Here is a 25919-nt window from a genome sequence, read left to right as displayed (position 1 = left end):
CGCGCATCAATTTTGAGCGAAAATCATCTCAAGGAGTGTTTTTTGTATTATTTCTCCCCACATCTTCCCTCTTACCTTCCCCTCCTGGGAGGGGGAGGGGCGAGGGGTGGGTTGTCTCCTGTCTCCAGTATAGCTGTCTCCTCGCTCAAAAAACCTGCGTATTTATGAAGATACTATCAGGGGTTCTATACAGCAGTCGTTCACACTTACGGTGTCAATTACAACTACTCTTTCCAGAATAAAAGACCAGTGAGGCTACTTTTTAAGTTTTTCGTAAATTAAAACACATTTTTTTGACTACAAAGAAAATTCATCAAGTAGTTTCCATCCAGCTATCAATAGCGTAGCTCCGACCTAGGAGTCAAATAGCTGATTTCCCACTTACCGAAATTTTACTATGACCTACAAATTTGTTGCAGAGTAGCAGTAAAATTGGGATAAGAAATGCTTGCAGCTTCAGCCTGATGGATACTGGTAGTCTCAGTAGCATTAAGAGCAGCGATCGCCAAACTCATAGCAACTCGATGATCCCCATAACTCTCAACATCACCACCAGTCAAGGCCACACCACCAGTAATTTCCAATCCATCCGGTAATTCTGTAACTCTACCTCCCAGTTTCTGGAGTTGAGTGGCCATAGCCATCAAACGATCGCTCTCTTTGACCCGCAACTCAGCCGCATCCTTAATCACAGTCGTCCCCTCAGCAAACATAGCAGCAACTGCCAAAATGGGAACTTCATCAATTAATCGTGGAATTATCGCACCAGAAATTTCACAAGCTTTCAAAGGACTGTAACATACTCGTAAATCAGCCACAGGTTCTCCTGCAACAACTCGCTGATTTTCCTGTATAATATTAGCCTCCATCATTTCCAAAGCTTCTAATATACCTGTGCGGGTAGGATTAACACCAACATTTTCAATGACCAATTCTGACCCAGGTACAATAGCTGCTGCTACTAACCAAAAAGCTGCCGAACTAATATCACCAGGCACAACCACATCTTGACCCCGCAATTTAGCTGGACCTGCCACTGTCACACTATTTGTTTCTGGGTCAATACTAATTTGAGCGCCAAAAGCTTGCAACATTCTTTCACTATGGTCTCGTGAAAGAGCAGGTTCAGTTATCGTAGTTTTCCCTTCCGTCATTAAACCAGCAAACAAAATACAAGATTTTACCTGAGCTGAAGCAATGGGAGAATGATAATGGATCGGCCGTAAACTTTGTCCCTGAATTGCCAATGGGGCTAAAGAGCCACCTTTTCTACCCCAGATTTGAGCGCCCATTTGTGTCAGAGGCTCAATCACACGGGACATGGGACGCTGAACCAAGGAACTATCTCCAGTAACAGTAAAAAAACGTTCGGGATGGGACGCCAAAATCCCCAACATTAGTCGCATTGTAGTGCCAGAATTACCACAGTCCAAAACCTGAGATGGTTCTGTGAGATTATCTAGTCCAACCCCCTGAACCTCCACCAAGTCTGTATTCAGTTGAGAAATATCGGCCCCAAGAAGTGAAAAACATTTAGCAGTGCTGCGGGGATCTTCCCCTAAGAGTAAGCCTTTTATAGTAGTTTTCCCTTGAGCGATCGCTCCTAGCATTAGAGACCGATGAGAAATTGATTTATCTCCAGGAATTTTAATGTTACCTTTGAGGCATAGACCTGATTGTGGTCTTTGAATTATCAAAGTTTCTTGACTATTTGTGATTTTTGTAGTAACTACAGCAGCTATCATAAAATTAACTATAAATTTGCAAAATTTGCACAGCCACAATTTTATAGGAGTCTGGGAAGGTGAGGAAATAAATACCTGTGCAGAATTCATTTAACATCAACAGGACTTATACCACTTCTCAAAAGTAATGGTACCCTGGGAAGGTGGTAAAAATTACTGGAGAAATCACAGAAGTTAGCTAACAATAAAATTACGTCAATAATATAGTATTTAGAAATAGAAAATCCAAGCATAGCAAAGTTTTTGAGAATTGGTATTACGCATTTTTCCGACAAAAACACTATATATACCATAGTGCTATAGTTTTTATATAGTATATATAGTGGCTTTGCGTAAGTCCTGATCAAGTCCGGATAATTAGTGATGAAAAAACCTATCTTCTTAACATAGAGCAAATCTCCTTATTCTCCCCGCTCCCTACGACCTACTCCCTACTCCCTATCCCAGGGCTAATTCTTTGCCTGGGGAGAATATTTATATGGATATGAAATACAAAAAATTGTGCAAATAAATATTAAGAATCTACCCACATTCCCCTCCTGGGAGGGGGAGGGGCGAGGGGTGAGTCCCTATCTCCCTATCAATTTTTCTAAGCGTGACAATAAATTGACCTTGCCTCCCTGAGCTAATGTCCTAAGCAACTCAATATTTACTATAAATACCAATTGAAAAAAAATTATTACTAATTGTTACACTTTTGGCAAAAATCAGTTAGGAAAACCGTATACAGAGGTTGACCATTAAGGGAAGCGTTGGGGATTAGAACTTATGATTCAAAGCGTCTGAGGATTTCTTTTAGACTTTATCTTGTCTTTTTTTTATCTATTTGTAGCTATTCTAGTTGATTTGAGACTAATTTTGAAGATTAATTTGGTATTGCACTCTAACAAACATCAAAAGACTGTCTTTCAATAACTCAAGCTTATTTCTAAAATTATTCGATTAAATTGTTTGCTATGAGTAATAAAAAGTAAATATACAAATAATTTCATCTAAGTTTAATGTAGTAAGATTATACCTAGTTAATTCTTCAAGAAAAAGTAAATCGATCAAAAACCTCTTTATTTCAGACTTAATATATAGTAATTCCAAGGGTGCATCTCATATTTGCAAAAATACTTTTTTCCTATAGATTGCCTGTTGCCTGTTGCCTTCCGGAGCTGTTGCCTAAAAGCGATAAATTTTTGGCTTTATTCATGCATTGAGATGCACCCAATCCCAAATAGGTTGTGATAATTTTTATAACAGTTAATTTGAACTGAAAACCTTTAAAATTATGACTCCTGACTCCTGAATCCTGAGTCCTGTACGGGCGAATAGCCATTCGCCCCTACCACTAAAACATGACAACTTAAATAAGATTGCTATATTTCAATTATCACTATCTTACTTAAATTTTAAAGACCGAATATAGCCTTAATAAATAAACTGTAAAACATGGGCAATTTATTTTTCTCTGACAAACAACTCTCTGATTACTTTTGATTTTTTATGATTATTTAAAGCAGTAAAATTTAACTCATAAAGTGATAATTTGATGTATTTAGTTAAAAGATTGTAACGAAAATAAAAAATATATAATTAAAATCAATACATTTATTTATACTTGCCACTAGCAATATTTTAGCATGGATAATTTTAAAGTTTTTATAAAAAAACTATCCCTTGTGTCCAACTATGTAAATATGCTACTATAGGGATAATTAAGAGACAGTTTGTAAACAAAAGATTAAGTAGGGTGTGTGACGGCATCCTTAGCATTTCTGGAATAATGCTTAGTTTTATACCTGACGCACCACGTGCTTTGGGATAGTGCTTTATCTGAAACTAACGCACCCTACTGGACTGACAAAGCTAATTTGGTGCGGAGCGATTATTAGGGCGGGGTCAGGTTAAAATAATTGGTTAATACTCATTAATTTAACGCAGAATCCGCCCCTACTATTGCAACATTTTAAGTGTTTCACGTCACTACAAGATTTAATATTCATTTAACAAACACTCTCTAATATCTTGAGGTGAGTTAATAAAAAAAGTCTCAAAACTCAGGAGTTCAGAAAAAAGTTATTGTGAATTGCCTTTTTGCTTTAACTATAACTAATATATTTATTAGCACAGTATTTGATAGTGCAATGGTGTTTAATATTTTCCTAACCCTAATGTCAAAGTGTTATTAATTTTTTTTGACCTCACCAAATTCAAAAACATTATGAGAGAGATTAATTTGATTAATACTATATTACTTCTCTATTAATAACAATTAACTCAAATAATTTAACACTGCTTCACATGAAGTAATTGCTTTAAATTATTCTCAGCTAAATTTTTAAGCCAAAGGAATCTTTTTTTTCTACTTTCTTGAGTGCGTCTTAATATTATGTTTGTATAGCCTTTCTGCAGGAAATAGAAACCTCATAATTACACATTAGATGTATGAGTTCCGTAAAACCCATAAATAACAAACCACAAATACACAGCACATTGCAGGTTTATAAAGTACAGATTATCCAATCACGATCTTAATCAGTAAATATTATTGTTCTGTTAGTATACCTCACTTACTTGAAAAGTTCTGTATGTAACGATAGCTTAAATTCTGAGTCAGAATATAGTTAAATCTAAATTAGAGCTTGACCAAGGTTGCGTGCGAAAGAAAAAGCTATTAACCAAGAGTAATATTTTTGATCTTTGTAGAACTAACAACCATTCAATCATTACAACTTACCCTAAGAAAACATATGCTAACTTATCAACGCAAACCTGTAAGTCTGTCATTAATATCAACAGACTTGCCAATTTGGTCTATAGTCGAAACAGCGGCCACTCTATATCATAAAGACCGCGATCAATTTCATATATTATTGCATGAGCCTGCAATTACAGACAAAGAAACATCATGTATAGACATAGATGACCCATCAATATTGCCAACTGTCTTAAAACCAAGACTTTTATGGCTAGAAGTTTCCCCGTCCCGAATTATTATGACTATGCAAGGAAACGGTAAATATTGTTACCGCCATATCTGGGAAAGAGGAGTATATGGCATCTGTCGTTATTGGTTCCAAGACGAGTCATTCAATTTACATTATCAGCTACAAATGCGTAACTTTACCCGTAACCTAGTAGTTCAGGGAAAACCAGTTCCAGATTATCTACGTTTAGAATATGAACTATGGTCTCAGCAATTACGCATGGGACATTATGTACTAGAGCTAGAAATCCATAACTAATAGTTTGGTTTAAGTTACCAATCAATATTTTTCCTAACAACAACCAGCTAAAACTTAACTGTCATAGAAATTATTTATTAGTTGTAAAGTGTTCTAAACTTATTTATTTTGACAATAAGTAACCAGCTTATCTAACAAAATATCTTTTTGTGTAGCAACCTTATTAGCTTGCTGACCTGTTTGAGTCAGTTGATTTTTAGCCTGATTAAATTTTTTTCTACCCTCTAATGAAGCTTCAACTTGTGTGCTAGTTTTAAGAGCTAAACTCATCTCAAGAAAAGCTTGAGAAAGTTCTTTAAATGTTTTAGTTAAGTCTTTTTGAAACTGTTGAAGAGTTTCATCCTCAAGTTTGAGAGCTTCTAATTCTTGAGAAATTACTTCTAAATCTCCTCCTAGCTGATTAGTTGTCGCAGCATCAAAGGAATTTTCAGAATTTACAAGAGTATTTCCCTTGTTAATAGTAACAATCAATTGATTACACTGAACAACTTTGCTAGGCCCACAGCCAGCAATGGACAAATAGATTAGAATAGTTCCACCAATAATTTTTAATTTACGAAACATTATTTAAAATCTTGCAAACTAAGGAGTTATACCTTATAAAAACATAGTTATATCATGTCCGGTTGAATATTTATAAATTTTATAAATTTAGTGAAGAGGAAAATGCCGTTGAAGCTAGAGGATCGGTTTTTTCATAACTCATTAAACGGAGAGTTCTATTACATAAGACAGGTCTTTTTTTTACCAATTTTATCCAAATGGTGTAGACTATAAAGCTACGCTAGTTATTTCAAGTCAAAGAAACTTTCAAAGGCACTTACTATTCTATCTCATAGCTAAAATAATTTGGGAGTAATCTTTTTTTACCTACTAAAACTATAGACTTATTTTTTATCACTAATTTTATAGATAGGAATTTAATCATTATCAATAAAAATTATTTTTGATGTATAGAATTATTGGTGGTGCATTATAATGATGGTCTATTGTAATTATTTTGGTCAAGAGGAAAGGCAGTGGGAGCATCTTGCTCCCTTACTATGGGTTGTTCATCCATCTACCATTACTATCCATGAGGACTAAATTATTAGATTTAAATCATTTAATTATTTTTTCCCTAAATTAACATTTTATTACTATTATTGCTTTTGAAAAATTATTCATAATGCCATTTTTTTTTGTGAGTGATGAGAGAATGAATTATCTCAGCAATATGTTCTATTACAAGTAATCATTATTGTATTTGTTTGGCTTCATAAATCACCTCAATAGTATTAATAATTAGTCCGATTCACTTAATTATTAACAAAAATTTATCCCAACTATATCTATCCCAATTACATCATTATTTATTAAAAATCCGCTAAAAGTATTGAGCCATTGTGTCTATATTTAGTTATATTGACAGTAAATGTTGGTGATGCCTAACAAGTATCAAAGTTTGCTCAAGAACATTAAAATGCCCGAACAACCAAGAAACCTTAACACTAATAATAAATCCACAGATAATTTTCTCATTGTAATTTCTTTGGGATTAGCATTGCTAATACTAGGTTTATCCTGGCGTATATTGACAATCATTGCTATTGCCTCTGGAGTTACCTGGTTCCTCAAGCATTATCAGGAAAAACAAAAACAACAAAAAGATTATTTGAATAGCATATTTTATCAGTTAATTCAGGAAAATAACGGATATATTACAGCCTTAGACTTAGCTATAAACTCCCAACTATCGGGAAAAATAGCCCAAGAGTTTCTTGATGAACAAGCTAAAGAATTTGGTGCTGAATTAGAAATTACACAAGAAGGTGGTTTATTATATTATTTTCCTACTGCTGTATCTATAGTTGGAAAAACAACAGATAAAACTTTAGAAAACAATAATCAATTAATCTCGAAAGTTTCAAATTATGAGACTCAACTGCCAGAAAATTCCCAACTTCAATCTGCTACTGAAATAGCTTCTCCTCTTACCCAAAAAGAATTAGCAATTAGGCTCAATGTTCATGCTAGTACTATCAGTAAACGGAAATCAAAACCTGATTTTGGAGAATGGAGTAGCCAAAAAGATCCCGAATCAATTGCATGGAAATATTTTAAAGAACAAGCACAATTTTTACCTATAATTTCTAGATTTTAAGTACAAAGTTTTATCGCAGAAGGAAGAAGGAAGAAGGAAGAAGGAAGAAGGAAAAAGGAAAAATCTTACGTTGTCTGAGTTTGAAACTTTTGAACTGTCAAACACCTTTCCTTCAACTTAGATTTATATTGAAACAACATAGAAATACAATTTATTTTATAGGGGGTTGAAATCCTCTTTATAAATTATCTTGTGCCTATAAACCAGGGATTTCAATTCAAGCTGATAGCTGACAGCTAGTTAAAGTACCACTTAGATATTCTTCTCTATAATCTATAATAGTGTTGCTTGACAAAAAGATAAAATCATGTTAAAGAGAAGTAGAACAATAAAATAAAGATCAGCTATGTACTGAAAAAGGATTATAACATTGAATGAAAAAATGTTAGAACAAACTTAAAAATCTTAATTAAACATTACAATAAAAAAAATTATAGGTAAGTGTAGCAAATGATGCCCAGAATACTCGTCATTGACGACGATCCTGCGATCGCAGAACTCGTTGCTGTCAACCTAGAAATGGCTGGCTATGAAGTTAGCCAAGCAGAAGATGGCATAAAAGGGCAAGCTCTAGCCCTGCAACTACTACCAGACCTGATAGTATTAGATTTAATGCTACCAAAGGTAGATGGGTTTACAGTTTGTCAACGTCTGCGTCGTGATGAACGGACAGCCGATATTCCAGTACTGATGTTAACTGCTTTAAATCAAACCCAAAACAAAGTAGAAGGCTTTAATGCAGGAGCAGATGATTATCTCACAAAACCCTTTGAAGTAGAAGAAATGCTGGCACGAGTGCGTGCCCTACTGCGACGCACAGATCGAATTCCACAAGCAGCTAAACATAGCGAAATTCTGAATTATGGTCCTCTGACTCTTGTTCCTGAAAGGTTTGAGGCTATTTGGTTTGAGCAGACAGTCAAACTAACTCATTTAGAATTTGAGTTACTCCATTGTTTACTGCAACGACATGGCCAGACAGTATCTCCGAGTGAAATTCTCAAGGAGGTCTGGGGTTACGATCCAGATGATGATATTGAGACTATCCGAGTCCATATTAGACATCTAAGAACAAAGATGGAACCAGATCCTCGCCATCCTCGGTATATTAAAACAGTATACGGTGCTGGTTACTGCTTAGAGTTACCTAGTAATAGTTCCAGTGCTAATAATGTGGAAACATCTAATTTGGCAAAACCAAATCAGGAATGGGTTAGAGAACCTTAAAGTAATTTCCGGTTGAAAAATTATAATTTAGGTATAAAAAACTGAACTAACAGAGAGATTTTTTCAAAATTCTGTAATACCTTACGAATTACAATCTCTCAACCGGAAATTTAACGAAGTCAGAAGTCAGAAGTCAAAAGTCAGAAGTCAAAAATAATTTTTGTAACGGGTATTTGATCCCCCCTCCAAAAATATTTCGCCTGAAAAGGCGGGGTGGCGCGACCCAATTATTTTGATAAATTAAGGTTTTATACAAACTTTATGTGAGGCGACACAGAATTATTTTTTCCTTTTTCCAACTTCAGTCCTTCTTTCTTGAAGAAATTCATTAATTTGCCTATCTCGATCTAAAGTCAACCCCGATCGCAATATTATTCTATGCAACTTAGAAATGAATTTGGTATTAATTGAGTTTAGCGTAACTCCTGTAGAGTCAATATTGAGAAGATTGGAAATTAGCCCTCTGAGTTGCCAAGAATCCGGTAAAATCCATTAGTATATATGAGGATGTATACTATGTGTTGGATTAGATATGTCAAAATAGCTCTAGTTAATACCATTGGAGCATTAGTAGCAATTATTTGGGTGCCTGTTCCTCAAGCAGTGGCACAACCTTTACTTCCAGAACAAACAAATTCAGCAGTTTCACCATTAGAAACGATCAAGTCAGTAAACAACAGCTTAAAAACTACAAAAAAAGTAAATTCACTATCAGAACTTTACCAGCTTAGAGACGAAATCAAAACTGAACTGAATAAAGTCTCTCAAAGGCCAAGTCTCCAAGAAGTAGAAGAACCCTGGCAATACCAATTTTACCTACAACAGTATGAAAAAACCCTGAAAAACTTCCGTAATGTAGAAGCTAATATTATTAGAGAAGAAAAAGCGCTCCAAAGCTGGAAGCAAGCGATCGCCAAAGCAAAGAAGGCAGTAGAAAAAGGAAAAATAACTCAGGCAAATTACCAAACCTGGCAAGAAGCAGAAAATCTTTGGTTAGAGGCAATTTCTAACCTGCGCGAAATTCCCCAAAATTCTTTAATTACAGATAAAGCGATCGAAAAAATGATCGAATATCAAGGTTATCTAGCAGTTGCCTCCTATGAAAAAGTAATAGCAGCAAGAAGATGGGTAGAAAATACAGAAGACGACACAAACAATAATACAACCAATTATTCACCCATTGCATATAGTTTATCTCCCGGTTTCACCATGTATGGCGATACCAACAGAGATGGAGAACTAGATAAAGCTGACATATCGAGTAGAGAAAAATGGTCTTTATCAGAAGGTGCATTGATGTTGTTTAATAGCGATGATGATAATGGCGATCGAAGACCAGACTGGCGCGATCGAGAAGTTAATGGGGAAAGTGATGAAGCAGACTTGGCGTTGGTGAATATTCAAGTAGCAGAAAATTATCAAGATGCTCAAATCTATATTGCAACCGACACAGATGCTAGTGACTATATTAATGTATTCCAAAAAACAGAATACGGATGGCAACCAGTAGATATTTCTGGTAATGAAGCATTAATATCTAGAGAGAAAGTAGTATTAGGGGTAGAAGCTAAACAGTTTGCCGATCGCAACTGGAAAGGAGTCGTTAAATTAACAGCGATCGCTGAAAAAAATGGCAGAAAAATTGCTTCTGATAGTATTCAAATAGGTGTAGTTCCTTGGTTAATGTCTCCCAATACTGCTCCAGTCAAAGAGCTTCATGTCAGCGAACGTGGTTTTGGTAATCAAGAATTTGTCGCCAAAATCAAACAGATAGTTGAAAAAACAGGCGCTAAAGCTCAAATTAATTCTGGTGGTACCACCTGGATGCAAGATACTAAAGAAATAGGTTATGTGCAATTTCCCTCTCAAGGCAAAACCCATAATATGAATGTGGTACTCAAAGCTAACCGTCCTGGGGAAAATGACCAATATGCTAGAAGTCTGCTCAAAGAAGATTTTGGCTGGTTTGAAGTAGGTAAACCCAGACAACTCGATCCTTTAAATAGATGGGCAGATGCTTATGGAAATTTAGAAGTTACACCGCCTCTACCAGGATACGAGTTGGGAAGAATTTATTATGGTAAGGCAGGTGAAGTAGGAATGAATCCAGAAATTGTTGATTTTATTAAAGCACAAAAAATTCAAGGTCCGCCAGTAGATATTGATACTTCTTGGTTAATGATTCGTCATGTAGATGAAATTATTACTTTTATTCCTAGTAAATTTGGCAAACCTTTAATGTTAATTGTTAGTCCAGAAGCAGGGGTAAAACTATTACAAGAATTGAGTCAACAAGGATATGGACAAGCGGCAATAAATCGTGGTTTAAGCACTCAAACAACAGTAAGAGCAGCGCTAAAAAATCAGAAGTTAATTCAGCATAATCTCTATTTACAGCGGGAAAAATTAGACCCATTAATTGAAAAGTTGAAGCGGGAGTTTAACTTAAGTGATGATCAGATTATTCAAGTACCTGCTATGTTTGGATATAGCGGTTATTCTTGGTGGCCGAATATGGTAAATTCGGTGGTAGTTAATGGAGAATTGTTGGTTTCAAATCCTGTAGGAGCATTGATTAATGGTAGAGATTATACTCAGGAAAAATTCCGCAGGTTAGTAGCTGATGCTAGTTTAAATATTAATTTTATGGACGATAAATATTATCAGAATCTTAGGGGAAGTATCCATGATGCGACGAATACAACCCGTTTAGGAAAAAATAATCCTTTCTGGAAATCTTTATCTGAGGATATTTCAGAGTTGAGATTTCAAAATTATGAAGTTAGAGGTCAAAGGTAATATTATCCCATTGACGGTAGTGGTGTAGCCGTAATGGTAGAGGGAGATGGGGAGATGGGGACTCCCAGGAGGGGAATGTGGGGGATGGGGAGACCTGGAGTGGAAAAAACTGTCAGTAGGAAAGAAACCGAAATATATCCTCTCTCTTGGTCTCATGGATATGGCTCCGAGACCTCGCCATCCCTCCACCGCTTTCTTTTAATTGGAGTTGAGGCGATGATAGCTGACATCATTAGACTTGTTGCTTTACCACTCACATTCCGCACGTCAACTTGTAACATTAAAAGTAGTGTAAAAATCGGATAGTTATTGATTGACCTTTCTCAAAGTCAAATTATCAGGAAAATATTAAGTATAAATACTTAATTATTTACTCCTAATTAACCACTATTTTTTTTCTCCTGACTCCTGACTCGGTCCTCCTGAAGACTGATTTTTTATGCTACATTTTGAAGTTCCGAATGTGGGTTATAAGTAGGGCTTGCTGATTAAATATCAAAGCACTGACAGATATTGGTTTGCTGCCTTTTTTGGTCTAAAAAAGTGCGCCTGTTTTCGGTCTAAAAAGCTCATGCATGCTAGTATTTTGGGATGATTATGGCAGAGAAATCACTCTTACAATTTTTACGACTACCTCCTCTATAATTTCCATTTCTCCTGTCTTCCCCTCCCCTCCACCGGAGGGGTTAGGGGTGGGTTGTCTCCTGTCTCCTGTCTCCTACCCCTACCACTCATACTTTCCATACGCAAACCCTAAGTATTCAACCTGACATGGTATAACACCTAAATTTTTCAATAAGTATCCGAGTATAGCTATTCAAAGGATAATCAAAAGCAACTTCAGGAGTAACCCACTCCCACCGGACAATTTCTTCATTAGGCACAACATCTTCAGAATCTGAAACTGCCCAATAATTAACCATAACAAAATGTGCTTCCTTATAAAATTGTGGGTCGAGTATTGCCTCATGCAACATTGCAAAGCGGATATCAGTTAATTTCAAACCCACTTCTTCCATAAATTCCCTCGCCACAGCAACCTCTAAAGACTCTCCCCACTCAACCTTTCCACCAGGTACTCCCCATGTACCCTTCCATTTCGTAGTCTCAACAATTAATATCCGACCAGAAGACCCCTGAACTAAAGCACCAACTGTTACAAGTGGAAATTGTGGCTTAACTGCTGACTTTTCCATATCTTCCCTGCTGAATGTCATATTATCCAGAGAAACTATAGCATTTCATTGCTGAAGCATGAGTCTATATATTTGCTATCTGTGTAGCACAAACCAGTAGAAACTATGGAATATCAATAATCAATATTTTATATTCTGCCTCTTAGTCTATTTTTCAATCGGCACATTAGGCAAGCGACTCCACTCATTCCACGAACCATCATAGTTCCGAACTTTGGGATAACCGAGTAAATATTTCAAAACAAACCAGATGTACCCCGATCGCCCACCAACTGCACAGTAGGGAAACACTTCCCGATCTGAGATAATGCCATGACTACTGTAGAGCATCTGTAACTCATCAAATGATTTAAAAGTTCCATCTTCATTGACTGTGAGTATATGTTCAATATGAATAGAGCTGGGAATATGTCCTGCACGCTCCGAAACTTCTGGTGGCTTCATTAAAAAGTGTTCGCCTTGGTACTCTTGAATGGTACGAACATCTAGTATGACTGTGTCGGGACGAGCAATTGATAACTGAACCTCCCCATGTAATACTCGTAGATTTTGATCGATTGGTTTTGCCCTGTACTCAGTCGGAGCGAAGTTAGATAATTCTGCTGTTACTGGACGACCTTCTGACATCCACTTTTGATGTCCGCCGTTCAAAACTCGTATATCTTGATGTCCAAATAATTTTAATAGCCAGAAGATAAAACCTCCTATTCCAGGGTCACTGCCATAGGGAACAACAGTTGTCTCATTGGTAATGCCAGATTGTGAAAGTAGCTTCTCGATGGCATTTACCTCAAAATTTATCTGGAGACTCGGTAGTAATAGGTCAGTAATACTCCATAAAACTGCACCTGGAATATGAGAATGAGTATTCTTGTCTGGTTGTGGACTTGTCTCAACCTCCACTATACGGACTTTAGAATCATCGAGATGCTCGGCCAGCCATTGTGTATCAATTAGAACTTCAGGATAAGCATAATTAGTCATTGGTTTCTCCTATCAAAAATCCTGAATCCAGATTAAAATTTACCTCTTATGTGCGTATAGACCTCGATCGGGTACACTTTGCCTTAGTGACAATAGAAAAAAGTCAAGGAGAGAATTGTAAAACAGGACTTAGACATTAGGCAAATTATTTCTCAACACTACATATCTAAAACGTTATAGTTTTTGTTAACTATATGTATAGTGTCTTTGCATAAGTCCTTATGGAAATTTCTTTGTCAGCTTTATTCCAAGCGATCGCTCAAGCGGAGGATGAACAAGAGCTAAGGCAACCAATAGTGGCCAAAATAGGCAATTATTTTGCTGCCAAACGCTGGGGACTAACTTTTTTAGACCAGCTTCCTGTAATTGATGAACATACCCCAGCAATGATTAAACGAGCTTTGTCGCTAGACCATAATCCTGTTTTGCGCTATGTGGTTCAACGCCATGCTGCTGTCCATGACGAAGTAATGTTACCTCCTGGAGTTTGGCAGAGAATTTGTCCTCGTAAAGATCATGGACACGTTATGCTCGGTCCAATTGTGAGTGATGGTCAACTTGTGGGTGGCATTGCCTTTACGCGTTATCGTTATGACCAGGCTTTTAATGCAGATAATCTGGCAGATCTAAATGCGCTTTGTCTCCATCTTTCTACAAAACTAGCGGTGTTGCGCTCGAAACCTTTTGTGTTTCGGATGAATTGTTCCAACATCACTCCACGGGAAGCACAAATTGCAGAATTGGTCGCCAGGGGATTTACTAATGCAAAGATTGGAGCAACTCTGTGGATTACAGAAAATTCAGTAAAACAAGCTTTGAAGCGGATGTTTCGCAAACTGGAAGTTTCGTCGCGGGCTGAAATGGTAGCAAAACTTTGCTTAAGAGAGAATAGGAAATAGGAAACGGAAAATATTTCTGAGTTATATGTATAGCAGTTTTCATGTTTCATAGAGTACAGAGATTTTGGCTTATAGTCATTCTGAATAAGACTGGAACACTTTTTTAGCTGAAACTCTTTCAAGGCAAGAAACCTTTGTCTCAATCTTAACTGGAATGACTATAAAAGCAGAAGACAGCTATGCTGAGGGCATAAGTTTTGTAGTCTACCTTTAGTGAAAACCGCTATATTACCTACTGTCGGTATCTCAATAACTTATGACTAAAAGTAGTCAGGAACAGAAACTTCCTTTTTCCTACTTTCCTTTGTGGATATTCAACAGAAATTAGAAGAAATTAGAGATTTTTTCAGGGAAAACACTATATTTAGCGTGGCACTATAGTTTTTTCTACAGACATATAGCGTTTTGACCTCATATCAGCTGCTTGTGGTCTCCATTAAATATCTGAATTTTATTACTCAACAGAAATTAGAGATTTTTTCAGGGAAAACTCTATATTTAGCGTGGCACTATAGTTTTTTCTACAAACATATAGCGTTTTGACCTCATATGAGCTGCAAGAGATAACAGGAAATAGGGAACGGAAAATATTTATGAGTAGTATATATATCACTTACTTTTGGTATCTCAATAACTTATGACTAAAAGTAGTCAGGAGCAGAAACTTCTTTTTTCCTACTTTCCTTTGTGGATATTCAACAGAAATTAGAGATTTTTTCATGGTAAATACTATATTTAGCGTAGCACTATAGTTTTTATACAAACATATAGCGTTTTGACCTAATATGACTCCGGAGCAGACTGTTATAGCAGTCGAAGGAATGGGCGCGGACATATCAAAATATTAAAACTCAGACAACGCAAAATTTTTCCTTCTTCTTTCTGCTATAAGTTGAAAATCTGGAACGTCCTCATTTTTGAATGTGAAGCAGTACCAGATATCCTACACTAATCTGAAATAATCATTATTTTTACTAAGGAGCAACCATGCGACTATCTCAAATGTTATTAGTTACTCTTCGAGACAACCCCGCAGAAGCAGAAATTCCTAGCCACAAACTCCTCATCCGTGCTGGATATATTCGTCGCATTGGCAGTGGTCTCTACGCATATCTTCCTCTAATGTTGCGGGTGCTCAATAAAGTCTCCAAAATAGTCCGTGAAGAAATGGATGCTACTGGTGCTCAAGAATGTCTCCTCCCTCAACTTCAACCCGCCGACCTGTGGCGAGAGTCTGGCCGTTGGGATACTTATACTCAGGCTGAGGGTATTATGTTTTCTCTAATTGACCGTCAAAATCGGGAATTAGGATTAGGCCCAACCCACGAGGAGGTAATAACTACTATTGCTAAAGATATGATTCGCTCCTATCGCCAATTACCTCTACATCTCTATCAACTACAAACCAAATTCCGGGATGAAATTCGCCCCAGATTTGGGTTAATGCGAGGCCGGGAATTTATTATGAAGGATGGGTATTCTTTCCATGCTGACCAGGAAAGTCTCAAAAAGACTTATCAGGATATGGATAAGGCTTATCGAAATATGTTACGTCGCAGTGGATTAGAATTTCGCGCCGTCGATGCTGACTCTGGAGCTATTGGTGGGTCTGGGTCTCAAGAATTTATGGTTTTGGCTGATGCTGGTGAGGATGAAATTCTCTATACCGAAGATGGCAAATATGCAGCAAATGTGGAAAAGGCTATTTCTATGCCACCTGATGGGGAAGCTTCACCTTTTGAGAGTTATGAAAAATTGGAAACTCCTGACACGGAGACTATTGAAAAGCTGTGTAAGTTTCTGAAATGTTCTCCTACTAATATTGTGAAAAATGTTTTATATCAGGCAGTTTATGACAATGGAATGACTGTTTTGGTTTTGGTGAATATTCGGGGAGACCAAGATGTTAATGATGTGAAGTTGTCGAATGAGTTGACTAAGTTGGCTGGAAATTATGAAGCAAATACTGTTTTGGCTTTGACTGTGCCAGATGTGGAGGATCAAAAGAAATGGGCAGCTAAGTCTTTACCTTTGGGTTATATTGCTCCAGATTTATCTGATGACTATATTACTTTTAGTAAAGAGGTAAGTTCTAAGTTCTTACGAATGGTAGACCAGACCGCTGTAAACTTGACAAATTTCGCAACAGGTAGTAATGAATCTGGTTATCATGTCGTGGGTACAAATTGGGGCCAGGAATTTCAATTGCCAAAGTTGGTCGTAGATGTACGAAAGGCTCAAAAAGGCGATCGCTCTATCCATGACCCGAATCAAACTCTAGAAACTGCTAGAGGTATTGAGGTAGGTCATATATTTCAGTTAGGGACGAAATATTCTGAAGCTATGGGGGCAACTTTTACAAATGAACAGGGTGAGGAAATGCCTTTGGTGATGGGATGTTATGGTGTGGGTGTGTCCCGTTTGGCTCAGTCAGCGGTGGAACAGTCTTATGACAAAGATGGGATTATTTGGCCTGTGGCGATCGCTCCTTATCATGTGGTTATTTGTATTCCTAATATTAAGGATGCTCAACAAATGGAAGTAGCAGAAAATCTCTATCAAGAATTAAATGAAGCTGGAATAGAGACTATTTTGGATGACCGAGATGAACGAGCGGGTGTTAAATTCAAAGATGCAGATTTAATTGGAATTCCCTATCGAATAGTTACCGGGCGATCGCTCAAGTCAGGCAAAGTTGAATTTGTGGAAAGAGCTAATCATCAATCTCAGGAAATACCTGTGGTGGAGGTTTTATCTACTATTAAAGATTTGATTGAGAAAGCATTAAAATGATTCCTTCAAGGTCTCAAATTCTAGTGAAAATTTAATTTTTATATTGTTAACTATTGCTGTTTTTTTAATCATAAATTTCAGTAATAGTTTTTAGGTAGGATTTTTCAGTGCAGCTATTTTTTCCTGTCTAGGATTTGCTTATAAGTATTCCCGAAAAGTACTCTGGATATTTTTAATTTATCTGCCTTTTAGTGATACTGTTACTTACTGGATTGATAATGGCAGTACTCTATATTAATTATTTTTATTTAAATCCGAATGTAGGTTAAAAGACTTGAAGTGAGAAGCAGAAATACTAATTTCAATAACTATAGCAGGCAACAGGCAACAGGCAATAGGCAACAGTGGGAAAAATATTTCCCTGTCTAAGATTTATTATCCTCATAAGTCCTAACCAACCCATTCTTTGCTATAACTGCTGATTTATACATATAGCAGTTGAAGGGAAGGGGGTAGACAGATCAAAAGCTTAAAACTCAGACAAAGCAATATTTTTCCTTCTTCCTTCTTCCTTCTTTCTTCTTTCTTTCTTCTGCTATATAAGGTTTACTGATTAACTCTCAAAGCATTGACAGATAAAAGCAAGTGCATTTTTAGGCCTTTAAAAAGTGCCAGCTTTTTAGCCCAAAAAGATTAAAAAATCAGTATTTTAAGCACAAAATCACTCTTACCGAATTATTAATAATTAATAATTAATAATTAAATAATTCGCGCCTTGAAGCCTCCCCTTTTAAGGGGAAAAAAGCGGTCGTTTGCTTTTGCTTCGCAAAACTGGCGTAACGCAACGCTGTCGCGTGTCGCGTCAGCGGAACGGAGTTCTATCTTCGTAGCTTCCCGAAGGGTGGGATGGCTCCGAAACCTGCGCCATATCCATGAGACCAAGAGAAGAAATAATATCTCCTGATATTCAATTCCGTAGCGGTTAAAACCCGAGGTAATTATCAATTATCAATTATCCATTATCAATTAATGAAAATTCTTCCTCCTACCTCCCCTATAATTCTCCGTCCCTGCTGAGGACTGACTCCTACCCTTAACAAAAGACTTTTGAGCGCAAACCCTAGCAAAGAACGGGATAGTGAGGACTTATGCTGATGATGAAGCTAATTAGGGCTTGCTGATTAATTCTAAAAGTATTGACATATAAAGGTTTTAGCGTTTGAGAGTTGAAAAAAGTGCCCCTATTTTCGGTAGAAAAAACTCAAAAAGCTAGTATCTTAGGATGATTATGGCAAAAAAATTGAGAGACAAAACTTAGCTCCTACCTCTTGGCTCATTCCCATTTCTCCCCTCCTGGGAGGGGGAGGGGCGAGGGGTGGGTTGTCTCCTGTCTCCTACAAAGAGCAAAAAGACTTTCCATACGCAAACCCTAATTAGGGAAAATGTTTTTCCACTCTTCCCTGTTTTCTGCAATACAATAGAATTATTAAATATAACCTCAGAAAAACTTAGCCTTAGCTCCTCACCGCCATTATGCCTAACTCTCAAGGAAAGTTCTTACCATGAAAGATCAAAATCAAACTAATAATTTATCTCTCGGTATCGTGGCCAGTGTTTGTGCATTGGCAGTGGCGGTAGGTGGTGGCATCGCCTTATGGACAAATTTACAATCAACCACCACGAAAACTTCTGATAATTCTCAGACTTTTACAACTCCCTCAACTTCAGAGTCGCCTGATGGGACATTACCCCCCCCACCTCCTACTAAAGTTGAATCTCCAGACTCTGTTCCTTTATATGTACCTCAACCCAAAGCAGTTACAGAAAAAACTGTACAACTTTATTGGGTTAAAGACACTACTGGAGAAATTGATTTAGTTTCTTCTACGGTAAAATTAGAAACAGCAGACGAACCAGAAGCTATCTTAAAAGCTGCTTTCGACCATTTGCTCGTAGGTCCTGCAAATACCGATGTCCTTAGTGCTATTCCCACAGGCACAAAAGTTCAAGCACTTACTGTTGAAAATAATGGGGTCTACATAGACTTATCTGAAGAATTTACTTCTGGAGGTGGTAGTGCTTCGATGATGAGTCGCTTAGGACAAGTTATCTATACTGCCTCTAGTTTAGAACCAGATGTAAAAGTCTGGATTTTTGTCGGTGGTAAACCTCTAAAAATGCTTGGGGGTGAAGGTTTAGAAGTATCTCAGCCCATTACTCGCAATAATTTTCAGCAAGAATTCCAATTTTAGCTACATCGCCGAGAAGCCCCACGCCATATTTGAAAAATTGGCGTGAGATGAATCGGTGTTCATTAATTGATAATGGATAATGGATAATTGATAATTACCTCGGGTTTTAACCGCTACGGAATTGAATATCAGGAATATTTTCTTTTCTCTTGGTCTCATGGATATGGCGAGGAGACCTCGCCATCCCTCGACCGCTTTTTCCCCTTAAAAGGGGAGGCTTCAAAGCGCGAATTATTTAATTATTAATTATTAATTATTAATTATTCGGTAAATCAATTGGATTCGATGTCTAATTGATTTACAATACTACTCTGGAGTTTTTCACCATTATTTAAAAATTTCTGTTATTCTAGCAAAAATCAAGCCTAAAACTTGGGCAATCAACTGGATGGGGACAATTTCTAACTATTTTAATTGTCAAAGCTGTTAGCGTAGCTCCGACCCAGGAGGCAAATGCTGGAGGTGAAGACTATAGTTGTGAATCCTCAAAAACAGAGCCAAAATTGTTCAAATTGTGGTGAGGGGGTCCCCAAAAAATTACCAGAAAGAACTCATTATTGTGCCAATTGCTGTGNAGTATTTTCAATTATTGCTTTATACCATGTACGACTGTGTGAGTTTCAAATTTTGACGCGAAATATTCCAAATGAGTTCTATAAACCTCATAGTTAACATATTTCTTCTCTACTAATGCGTAGACCGCAATAATACAATGTAAGACAAATGTATTTCAATTGGTGGAGAGAATGGAGCGATCGCGATGGTTGAGAGATCAAACCTTTATGGGTTCTATTTAAAAATAGAGGGAGAATAGGAGCATGGGGTGTATGGAAGTATTTTCAATTATTGCTTTATACCATGTACGACTGTGTGAGTTTCAAATTTTGACGCGAAATATTCCAAATGAGTTCTATAAACCTCATAGTTAACATATTCCTTCTCTACTAATGCGTATGTCGCAATAATACAATGTAAGACAAATGTATTTCAATTGGTGGAGAGAATGGAGCGATCGCGATGGTTGAGAGATCAAACCTTTATGGGTTCTATTTAAAAATAGAGGGAGAATAGGAGGATGGGGTGTATGGAAGTATTTTCAATTATTGCTTTATACCATGTACGACTGTGTGAGTTTCAAATTTTGACGCGAAATATTCCAAATGAGTTCTATAAACCTCATAGTTAACATATTTCTTCTCTACTAATGCGTAGATCGCAATAATACAATGTAAGACAAATGTATTTCAATTGGTGCAGAGAATGGAGCGATCGCGATGGTTGAGAGATCAAACCTATTTGGGTTCTATTTAAAATAAAATATAGATGGAGGGATGGAGTGTATGGAAGTATTTTCAATTATTGCTTCACACCATGTACGACTGTGTGAGTTTCAAATTTTGACGGGGATAAATCTTCCAGCAAGAGAGTCAGAATATATGGGTATCTCTTCACCCAAGGTCTCCGTTAGGAGAAGCATGAAGTATATTGACATACTCCCGACGTTGCGCAAGCGCGACAAAGCGGAATTCTTCAGCCAGAGAAACCCTAGCCGCTGTTTTAACAGAGGTGATGTCCTCCCCCTGTGTTGGTAACAATTATAGTGACTATATTTGCAATTGTCAATAACTATAGTAAAATAACTATAATATGTATTCTATAAAGAGAATAAAGAAAAAATTCGCTGAGGAACAACAAATACAACGCCTGGCTTTCCCATCCCTCCGCTCCCCTAATAGCTGCCGCACTTGCTCCGCCTTTTCCTGACGGAATGCTCCGCAAACATGTCGGCGACAGCCGTTAACGAAGTTATGCGCCAGCAAAACGGGAGAGCGCGGGACTTCCCGCCGGGGGAGTTAAAAGGCGGCACCCAGATTCGAACTGGGGGATGAGGATTTTGCAGACCCTTGCCTTACCGCTTGGCCATGCCGCCATTATCATCTTTTTAAAATCATACACCATCCACTAATATATGGCAAGTTCAAAGATAAATGTGATCTAAATCACTTAAACTGATGTTTTGAATTGCGCTGTGGACAGATATTTGAAGCTATACTTAAAATTTTAATACTCTTATCACTTATCACAAATTTGCCTCAGTAACAATGATTTCTCAACCTCCACTACAATTTGATTTAATTAGTAATTAACCTAAAACTTAAAACCTACCACCTTCTTCAATGACTCAAAAAAAATTTTTTCTTGGGTGCGCCGTTTGGGCATTTAAACCTTGGGTGGGAGAGTTGTATCCTGCCAAAAGTCCTCCTTCTAAGTTTCTCTCTCTCTACAGTCGCCGTTTCACTACCGTTGAAGGTAACACTACATTTTATGCTACTCCTAAACCAGAGACTGTGACGAAATGGGCCATACAAACGCCTCCTGGATTTCAATTTTGCCTAAAACTACCGCGCAATATAACTCATAATGGATTATTAAAACCTTTTATCCCAGATGCTCTAGACTTCCTCAAACAGATGCAACCTTTGAGCGATCGCCTGGGTGTATTTTTTGCTCAGTTGCCGCCGAGTTACAGCCCCTCTTCATTTGATGACCTCGTAGAATTTTTGCAAGCTTGGCCACGAGACCGGATGTCTTTAGCTTTGGAAGTTCGCCATCCTGACTGGTTTGAAGACTCTCAAGCTCAAAAGTTAAATACTCTTCTCAAACAACTGGGTGTGGGGAAAGTTTTGCTAGACTCGCGTCCTGTCTACACTGGTAAAGATAACCCCCAGTTGCGGTCTCAAAACCGTAAACCCAATTTACCTTTACAGTTGACGGTGACTGCACCATTTACCATTGTGAGATTTATTTCTCATCCTCAGTTGTCAGTAAATCAAAATTTTTTCACAGAGTGGGTAACTCAAATTGAGCAATGGTTACGCCAAGATATCACAATTTACTTTTTTATTCATTGCCCTGAAGAAGAGCGATCGCCTAGTACAGCACGTCATTTTCAACAGTTATTAGAAACAGCAAAAATTCCTATTCCATACTTGCCTTGGAATTTACTTAATCAGTCGCCTACTCAGTTAAGTTTATGGTGATTTTTTCTGATAATTGTTGATGTTACATAGCAGAAGGAAGAAGGAAGAAGAAAGAAGGAAGAAGGCTTTTATAGCAGTTTTCATTAACATATAATACAGAGATTTTGGCTTAAAGGCAGAAGGCATAAGCTTTGTAATCTACTTTTGTGAAAACCGCTATAACATTGAAAAAACTTCAATTACCTGTAGATATTTACCGAATAATTAATAATTAAATAATTCTGGTTTAAAGCCTCCCCTTTTAAGGAAAAAAAAAGCGGTCATTTCAGTTATCAGTTATCAGTTATCAGTTATCAGCACCTCTGCCTGTTTGCGCAGCATTCCGCAGGAAAGTCAGAGGCTTGAAATATTGAACTTGATTTTTTTTCATCCCCTTGTAGAGCGGTAGCTCGCGGCGCAGCCAAGGGGAGGCTTGAGACCCTATTTTTTGGTCAATAGATAGCGAAGTATCGGAGTCATATCCAATCGACCAAGATAAAAAATAATATTTCCTTATATTCAATTTCGTAACGGTTTTAACCTTCAGTAATTATCAATTATCCATTATCAATTATTAATTAATGAACCTTCCTCTTCCTTACTTTTTTCCTCCTGACTCCTGACTTCCCCTCCTGGGAGCACGGCTGTTTCAAAGTCTTGTAGATTAAAGATGAGCGGGAGAATGGGAGATTAAGGGATAGTGGAACAGTGAAATTTGCCAAAATTTGTCTATTTTGAGCGCCAATAAACGTCTTTAAGCTCTAAGAGAATATCTGTTTCAACGCCGCTTAAAAGCCTTCATCCCCGTGTCTCCGTTTCTCCGTGTCCCCGTGTCTATTGAGAATGAAACAGCCCTGCCCCTCCTGGGAGGGGTTAGGGGTGGGTTGACTCCTGACTCCTCACACGAATAGAAAACCCATGATAAGGAGACTTATTCGGCAATTTAACTTCAAAATTCACTCGGTCTATAATATCTGCTGAACGTACTTCTAAAGTCCATTTACCGGGAGATAATTTCCAAAATAAAGAATTATCAGAATTAACAGCTAATTTCTCTCCATTCAACCACCATTCCACAGAATTTTCCCGTGAATTTGCCAACTTAAATTCTAATTTTTTCTCTCCTACAACATCATCAATTAAAAAATAATCATCTTCTTGAGGAAACAAAATTTTTAACTCACCAGAAACCAAACTAGATTTACTCTGTTTTGCCAACCACTCATTATACTCATCAGGCAAATTTCCCACCGAATAAAGAGCAGATAAATGCTCATATTCTCCCAACTTTTCTGGATAAAAATACTCCGTTATTACCGACGGACAATCCGATTTCGGGCGCAACCCAGAAATTGTACAAACTGGGCGTTGAACCATATTTTTTGGTGGTGTAAAAGCTGTCGGTTCCTTCTTTTCGTGCAAATGTAGCATAATCCTATTCCATAAAGGTGCAGCACCCATTACTCCTGATATTTGCACCATAGATTCTCCACTAAAATTACCCACCCAAACCGCCACTGTATAATCATTAGTAAAACCTACTGCCCAAGTATCACGAAAATCTGAGGAAGTACCAGTTTTTACTGCTGCTGGAAATGGCAAATTTAAAGCTGAATTAACTCCAAATTCTGCTGCTCTTGCATGAGTATCGCTTAACATATTTGCAATTAACATCCATTCAGATTTTGCTTTAGGTAGTGGAGGTAGATTTTTGTTTTTTGTCTGTAAATAATCTTCTCTCATTCTATCTTGAAAAAAAGTTATTTTTTCCAAATAATTCTGCCTTTCCCCCCTTTCAAAGGGGGGTAGGGGGGATTCTTTCTGCCTTCTGTCTTCTGCCTCCCACCTTTCCCTTGTAACAACAGGAATAATTTCTCCTTGTCTTGCCATAATTAAATAAGCTTTTGCCAACTCCCATAAACTGACTTCTCCACTTCCTAAACTTAAACCTAAACCATAATGTTCTGGTGAGGCTTGTAAATGTGTAAAACCTAATTGATGTAGACGGTTTAAAAATTGCTCTACTCCCACTTTTTCTAATACTCTTACTGCCGGAATATTCAGAGAATTTGCTAAAGCAACCCTAACAATAACAGGTCCTAAAAATCTATCTTGATTATAGTTAGTAGGGCTATAAAGTTTGGCTCCAGGAATTGCATAATATGTCGGTACGTCTGGCAAAATAGTATTGGGATTAATTACTTGATTTTCTAATGCTAATTGATATAAAAAAGGCTTTAAAGTTGAACCTGGTTGACGTAGTGCTTGTACTCCATCATTACTACCCATTTTTTGCGTATTAAAATAATCTGGAGAACCGACATAAGCTAATACTTCTCCAGTCTGATTATTAATTACAATAGCAGCAGCATGATGCACATTATAAGGAGTAAGATTTTGAATTACTTGTTGAACTTGGGTAGTAACAAATTGTTGTAAAGGTCGGTCAATAGTAGTACGAATAACTGTAGGAGTTGTTGTTGTAGATAAGTTTTGATTTATGACAGTAGATTGATTTTGAGATAACCAAAATAGAAAATGTGGCGCAGCAATAATACCTTGATTTTTTGGTTGTAGAGTTATTTTTTCCGCAAGCACTTTTTCAGCTTCAGCACTGGTAATATAATTGTCTTCAACCATGCGCTTCAGAATGTAAATTTGGCGTTGTTTGAGGAGACTCCAATTATAATAAGGGTTGAGGTCAGTGGGGTCATTTGGTAAGGCAGCGAGAATAGTAGCTTGGGCAAGGTTGAGGTCCGTAGCTGAGATGCCAAAATAAGCGCGGGATGCTGCTTCTACGCCATAGATGTTTCCTCCCATGGGTAAACGGTTGATATATGCTTGCAGGATTTGATTTTTGTTCATACCTGCTGTGATGCGCCAAGATAGCCAAATTTCCCGAATTTTATTGCCGAAGGTGCGTGGTGTGGACTCCAACATTCGGGCAAGTTGCATGGTGATAGTGGAAGCTCCACTAACTATTTGTTTTGCTTGGATAGCTTCAAGGAGCGATCGCCCTATTGCTTTGATATCTAGAGCGCCGTGTTGATAATATCTTTTGTCTTCCGCAGCAATTATGGCGTTGATAAATAGAGGTGAAATTTGTTCTAGGGGGACGACTACTGTATTTTCTTGGTCGCGGGTGAGGATGGTTCCGAGTGGCAAACCATTGCGGTCGATAAATTCTAGGGTTTGTTGGTTTTGAGTTATGTCTTGAGGACGAATGGGGGCAAACAGAGGGAGCGCTCTGATACTCAAGCACAATAGTACAAAGCTCAGAATAAATTTGTACTTGGGTTTAGTTTGCTGCCATTTTTGTTTAATATTTTTTGATATGTGTTTGGTAATTTTTATCATAACAAGTTTTACGATCGGCGCTTTTCTGATCGTACCAATAAAAAAAAGAATGTTACAAATAGTTGTAGTTCTATATAGTAATGGTATATAGGAAAAAGAAATATCAGGCACGGGAGCAAGATGCTCCCACTGCCATGCCTCATAACAAACATAATGACAATGCACGACTATTACAATGTACCACCTAGATGGCTAAAATTTAGACTATGAAAGGCATTTAACAATCCGTTGTAACGCACCATTTTAGATGTGTCAGTTAGTTAGCGGGAATATTCATAATACCGAAGTCTAGTGAAGCCGGCGATCGCTGAAGTGGCTTGATTATAATCCC

At 37.4% G+C, this 25919-nt stretch carries 15 protein-coding genes and 1 tRNA gene; 10 read left to right on the top strand and 6 right to left on the bottom strand.

Features of this window, described 5'->3' with window-relative positions:
• Positions 1–395: 395 nt before the first annotated feature.
• The gene (gene aroA / locus F6K15_RS04820; RefSeq protein ID WP_293057758.1) at positions 396–1745 is read right to left on the bottom strand and encodes a 3-phosphoshikimate 1-carboxyvinyltransferase; all 1350 of its coding nucleotides are present in this window, start codon (positions 1743–1745) and stop codon (positions 396–398) included.
• Positions 1746–4483: 2738 nt separating this feature from the next.
• On the opposite strand from aroA, the gene F6K15_RS04815 reads away from it, so the two are divergent.
• A complete protein-coding gene (locus tag F6K15_RS04815) occupies positions 4484–4978 on the top strand; it encodes a hypothetical protein (protein ID WP_293057755.1) in 495 nt (164 codons plus the stop codon).
• A gap of 99 nt (positions 4979–5077) precedes the next feature.
• Here F6K15_RS04815 and F6K15_RS04810 read toward each other — a convergent pair whose 3' ends face one another.
• Positions 5078–5542 (bottom strand): hypothetical protein, encoded by a 465-nt coding sequence (locus tag F6K15_RS04810; protein WP_293057752.1) that lies wholly within the window; start codon positions 5540–5542, stop codon positions 5078–5080.
• An 859-nt stretch (positions 5543–6401) separates the two neighbouring features.
• Here F6K15_RS04810 and F6K15_RS04805 point away from each other — a divergent pair.
• The 4 genes from F6K15_RS04805 (at position 6402) to F6K15_RS04790 (ending at position 11453) form a co-directional block, all read left to right on the top strand.
• Entirely contained in the window at positions 6402–7121 is a 720-nt protein-coding gene (locus tag F6K15_RS04805) for a hypothetical protein (protein WP_293057749.1), read from the top strand.
• A 453-nt stretch (positions 7122–7574) separates the two neighbouring features.
• On the top strand, positions 7575–8348 hold the full coding sequence (locus tag F6K15_RS04800; RefSeq protein WP_287525189.1) for a response regulator transcription factor: 774 nt from the start codon (positions 7575–7577) through the stop codon (positions 8346–8348).
• A gap of 516 nt (positions 8349–8864) precedes the next feature.
• Entirely contained in the window at positions 8865–11147 is a 2283-nt protein-coding gene (locus F6K15_RS04795) for a protein-arginine deiminase domain-containing protein (RefSeq protein WP_293057748.1), read from the top strand.
• Positions 11148–11180: 33 nt separating this feature from the next.
• On the top strand, positions 11181–11453 hold the full coding sequence (locus F6K15_RS04790; protein WP_293057746.1) for a hypothetical protein: 273 nt from the start codon (positions 11181–11183) through the stop codon (positions 11451–11453).
• A 455-nt stretch (positions 11454–11908) separates the two neighbouring features.
• On the opposite strand, the gene F6K15_RS04785 is transcribed toward F6K15_RS04790, so the two are convergent.
• Both F6K15_RS04785 and F6K15_RS04780 read right to left on the bottom strand, forming a co-directional pair.
• Entirely contained in the window at positions 11909–12364 is a 456-nt protein-coding gene (locus tag F6K15_RS04785) for an NUDIX domain-containing protein (protein WP_293057744.1), read from the bottom strand.
• A gap of 126 nt (positions 12365–12490) precedes the next feature.
• Positions 12491–13327: a sulfurtransferase gene (locus tag F6K15_RS04780; RefSeq protein WP_293057741.1), complete on the bottom strand. Its 837-nt coding sequence runs from the start codon at positions 13325–13327 to the stop codon at positions 12491–12493.
• 221 nt (positions 13328–13548) lie between these two features.
• Between F6K15_RS04780 and F6K15_RS04775 the strand changes: the two genes are divergently transcribed.
• The 4 genes from F6K15_RS04775 to F6K15_RS38125 all read left to right on the top strand — a co-directional run bounded on the left by F6K15_RS04775 (position 13549) and on the right by F6K15_RS38125 (position 19883).
• Entirely contained in the window at positions 13549–14226 is a 678-nt protein-coding gene (locus F6K15_RS04775; protein ID WP_293057738.1) for a LuxR C-terminal-related transcriptional regulator, read from the top strand.
• 987 nt (positions 14227–15213) lie between these two features.
• Positions 15214–17019: a proline--tRNA ligase gene (proS, locus tag F6K15_RS04770; protein ID WP_293057735.1), complete on the top strand. Its 1806-nt coding sequence runs from the start codon at positions 15214–15216 to the stop codon at positions 17017–17019.
• Between the two features lie 1502 nt (positions 17020–18521).
• The gene (locus F6K15_RS04765) at positions 18522–19211 is read left to right on the top strand and encodes a GerMN domain-containing protein (protein WP_293057732.1); all 690 of its coding nucleotides are present in this window, start codon (positions 18522–18524) and stop codon (positions 19209–19211) included.
• Positions 19212–19664: 453 nt separating this feature from the next.
• Positions 19665–19883 carry a zinc ribbon domain-containing protein gene (locus F6K15_RS38125; RefSeq protein ID WP_363267283.1) on the top strand — a complete coding sequence of 73 codons (219 nt, stop codon included), beginning with the start codon at positions 19665–19667 and terminating at the stop codon, positions 19881–19883.
• 1186 nt (positions 19884–21069) lie between these two features.
• Here F6K15_RS38125 and F6K15_RS04760 read toward each other — a convergent pair.
• Positions 21070–21141: transfer RNA gene (locus F6K15_RS04760), tRNA-Cys, on the bottom strand.
• A gap of 247 nt (positions 21142–21388) precedes the next feature.
• Between F6K15_RS04760 and F6K15_RS04755 the strand changes: the two genes are divergently transcribed.
• Positions 21389–22252: a DUF72 domain-containing protein gene (locus tag F6K15_RS04755; protein ID WP_293057729.1), complete on the top strand. Its 864-nt coding sequence runs from the start codon at positions 21389–21391 to the stop codon at positions 22250–22252.
• 852 nt (positions 22253–23104) lie between these two features.
• On the opposite strand, the gene pbpC is transcribed toward F6K15_RS04755, so the two are convergent.
• A complete protein-coding gene (gene pbpC / locus F6K15_RS04750; RefSeq protein ID WP_293057727.1) occupies positions 23105–25588 on the bottom strand; it encodes a penicillin-binding protein 1C in 2484 nt (827 codons plus the stop codon).
• Positions 25589–25919: the final 331 nt, after the last annotated feature.

This window comes from Okeania sp. SIO2B3 (assembly GCF_010672525.1).
Lineage (GTDB): Bacteria > Cyanobacteriota > Cyanobacteriia > Cyanobacteriales > Microcoleaceae > Okeania.
Note: the sequence above shows the minus strand (reverse complement) of the source record. Positions and strands in the feature narration are given on the sequence as shown.

Excerpts from the sequence above, each read along its gene's own strand:
- F6K15_RS04800 (WP_287525189.1), top strand. The coding sequence starts at position 7,575 with ATGCCCAGAATACTCGTCATTGACGACGATCCTGCGATCGCAGAACTC.
- proS (WP_293057735.1), top strand. The coding sequence starts at position 15,214 with ATGCGACTATCTCAAATGTTATTAGTTACTCTTCGAGACAACCCCGCA.
- pbpC (WP_293057727.1), bottom strand. The coding sequence starts at position 25,588 with ATGATAAAAATTACCAAACACATATCAAAAAATATTAAACAAAAATGG.
- F6K15_RS04805 (WP_293057749.1), top strand. The coding sequence starts at position 6,402 with ATGCCTAACAAGTATCAAAGTTTGCTCAAGAACATTAAAATGCCCGAA.
- F6K15_RS04785 (WP_293057744.1), bottom strand. The coding sequence starts at position 12,364 with ATGACATTCAGCAGGGAAGATATGGAAAAGTCAGCAGTTAAGCCACAA.
- F6K15_RS04755 (WP_293057729.1), top strand. The coding sequence starts at position 21,389 with ATGACTCAAAAAAAATTTTTTCTTGGGTGCGCCGTTTGGGCATTTAAA.
- F6K15_RS04810 (WP_293057752.1), bottom strand. The coding sequence starts at position 5,542 with ATGTTTCGTAAATTAAAAATTATTGGTGGAACTATTCTAATCTATTTG.
- aroA (WP_293057758.1), bottom strand. The coding sequence starts at position 1,745 with ATGATAGCTGCTGTAGTTACTACAAAAATCACAAATAGTCAAGAAACT.
- F6K15_RS04765 (WP_293057732.1), top strand. The coding sequence starts at position 18,522 with ATGAAAGATCAAAATCAAACTAATAATTTATCTCTCGGTATCGTGGCC.
- F6K15_RS04780 (WP_293057741.1), bottom strand. The coding sequence starts at position 13,327 with ATGACTAATTATGCTTATCCTGAAGTTCTAATTGATACACAATGGCTG.
- F6K15_RS04775 (WP_293057738.1), top strand. The coding sequence starts at position 13,549 with ATGGAAATTTCTTTGTCAGCTTTATTCCAAGCGATCGCTCAAGCGGAG.
- F6K15_RS04815 (WP_293057755.1), top strand. The coding sequence starts at position 4,484 with ATGCTAACTTATCAACGCAAACCTGTAAGTCTGTCATTAATATCAACA.
- F6K15_RS04795 (WP_293057748.1), top strand. The coding sequence starts at position 8,865 with ATGTGTTGGATTAGATATGTCAAAATAGCTCTAGTTAATACCATTGGA.
- F6K15_RS04790 (WP_293057746.1), top strand. The coding sequence starts at position 11,181 with ATGGTAGAGGGAGATGGGGAGATGGGGACTCCCAGGAGGGGAATGTGG.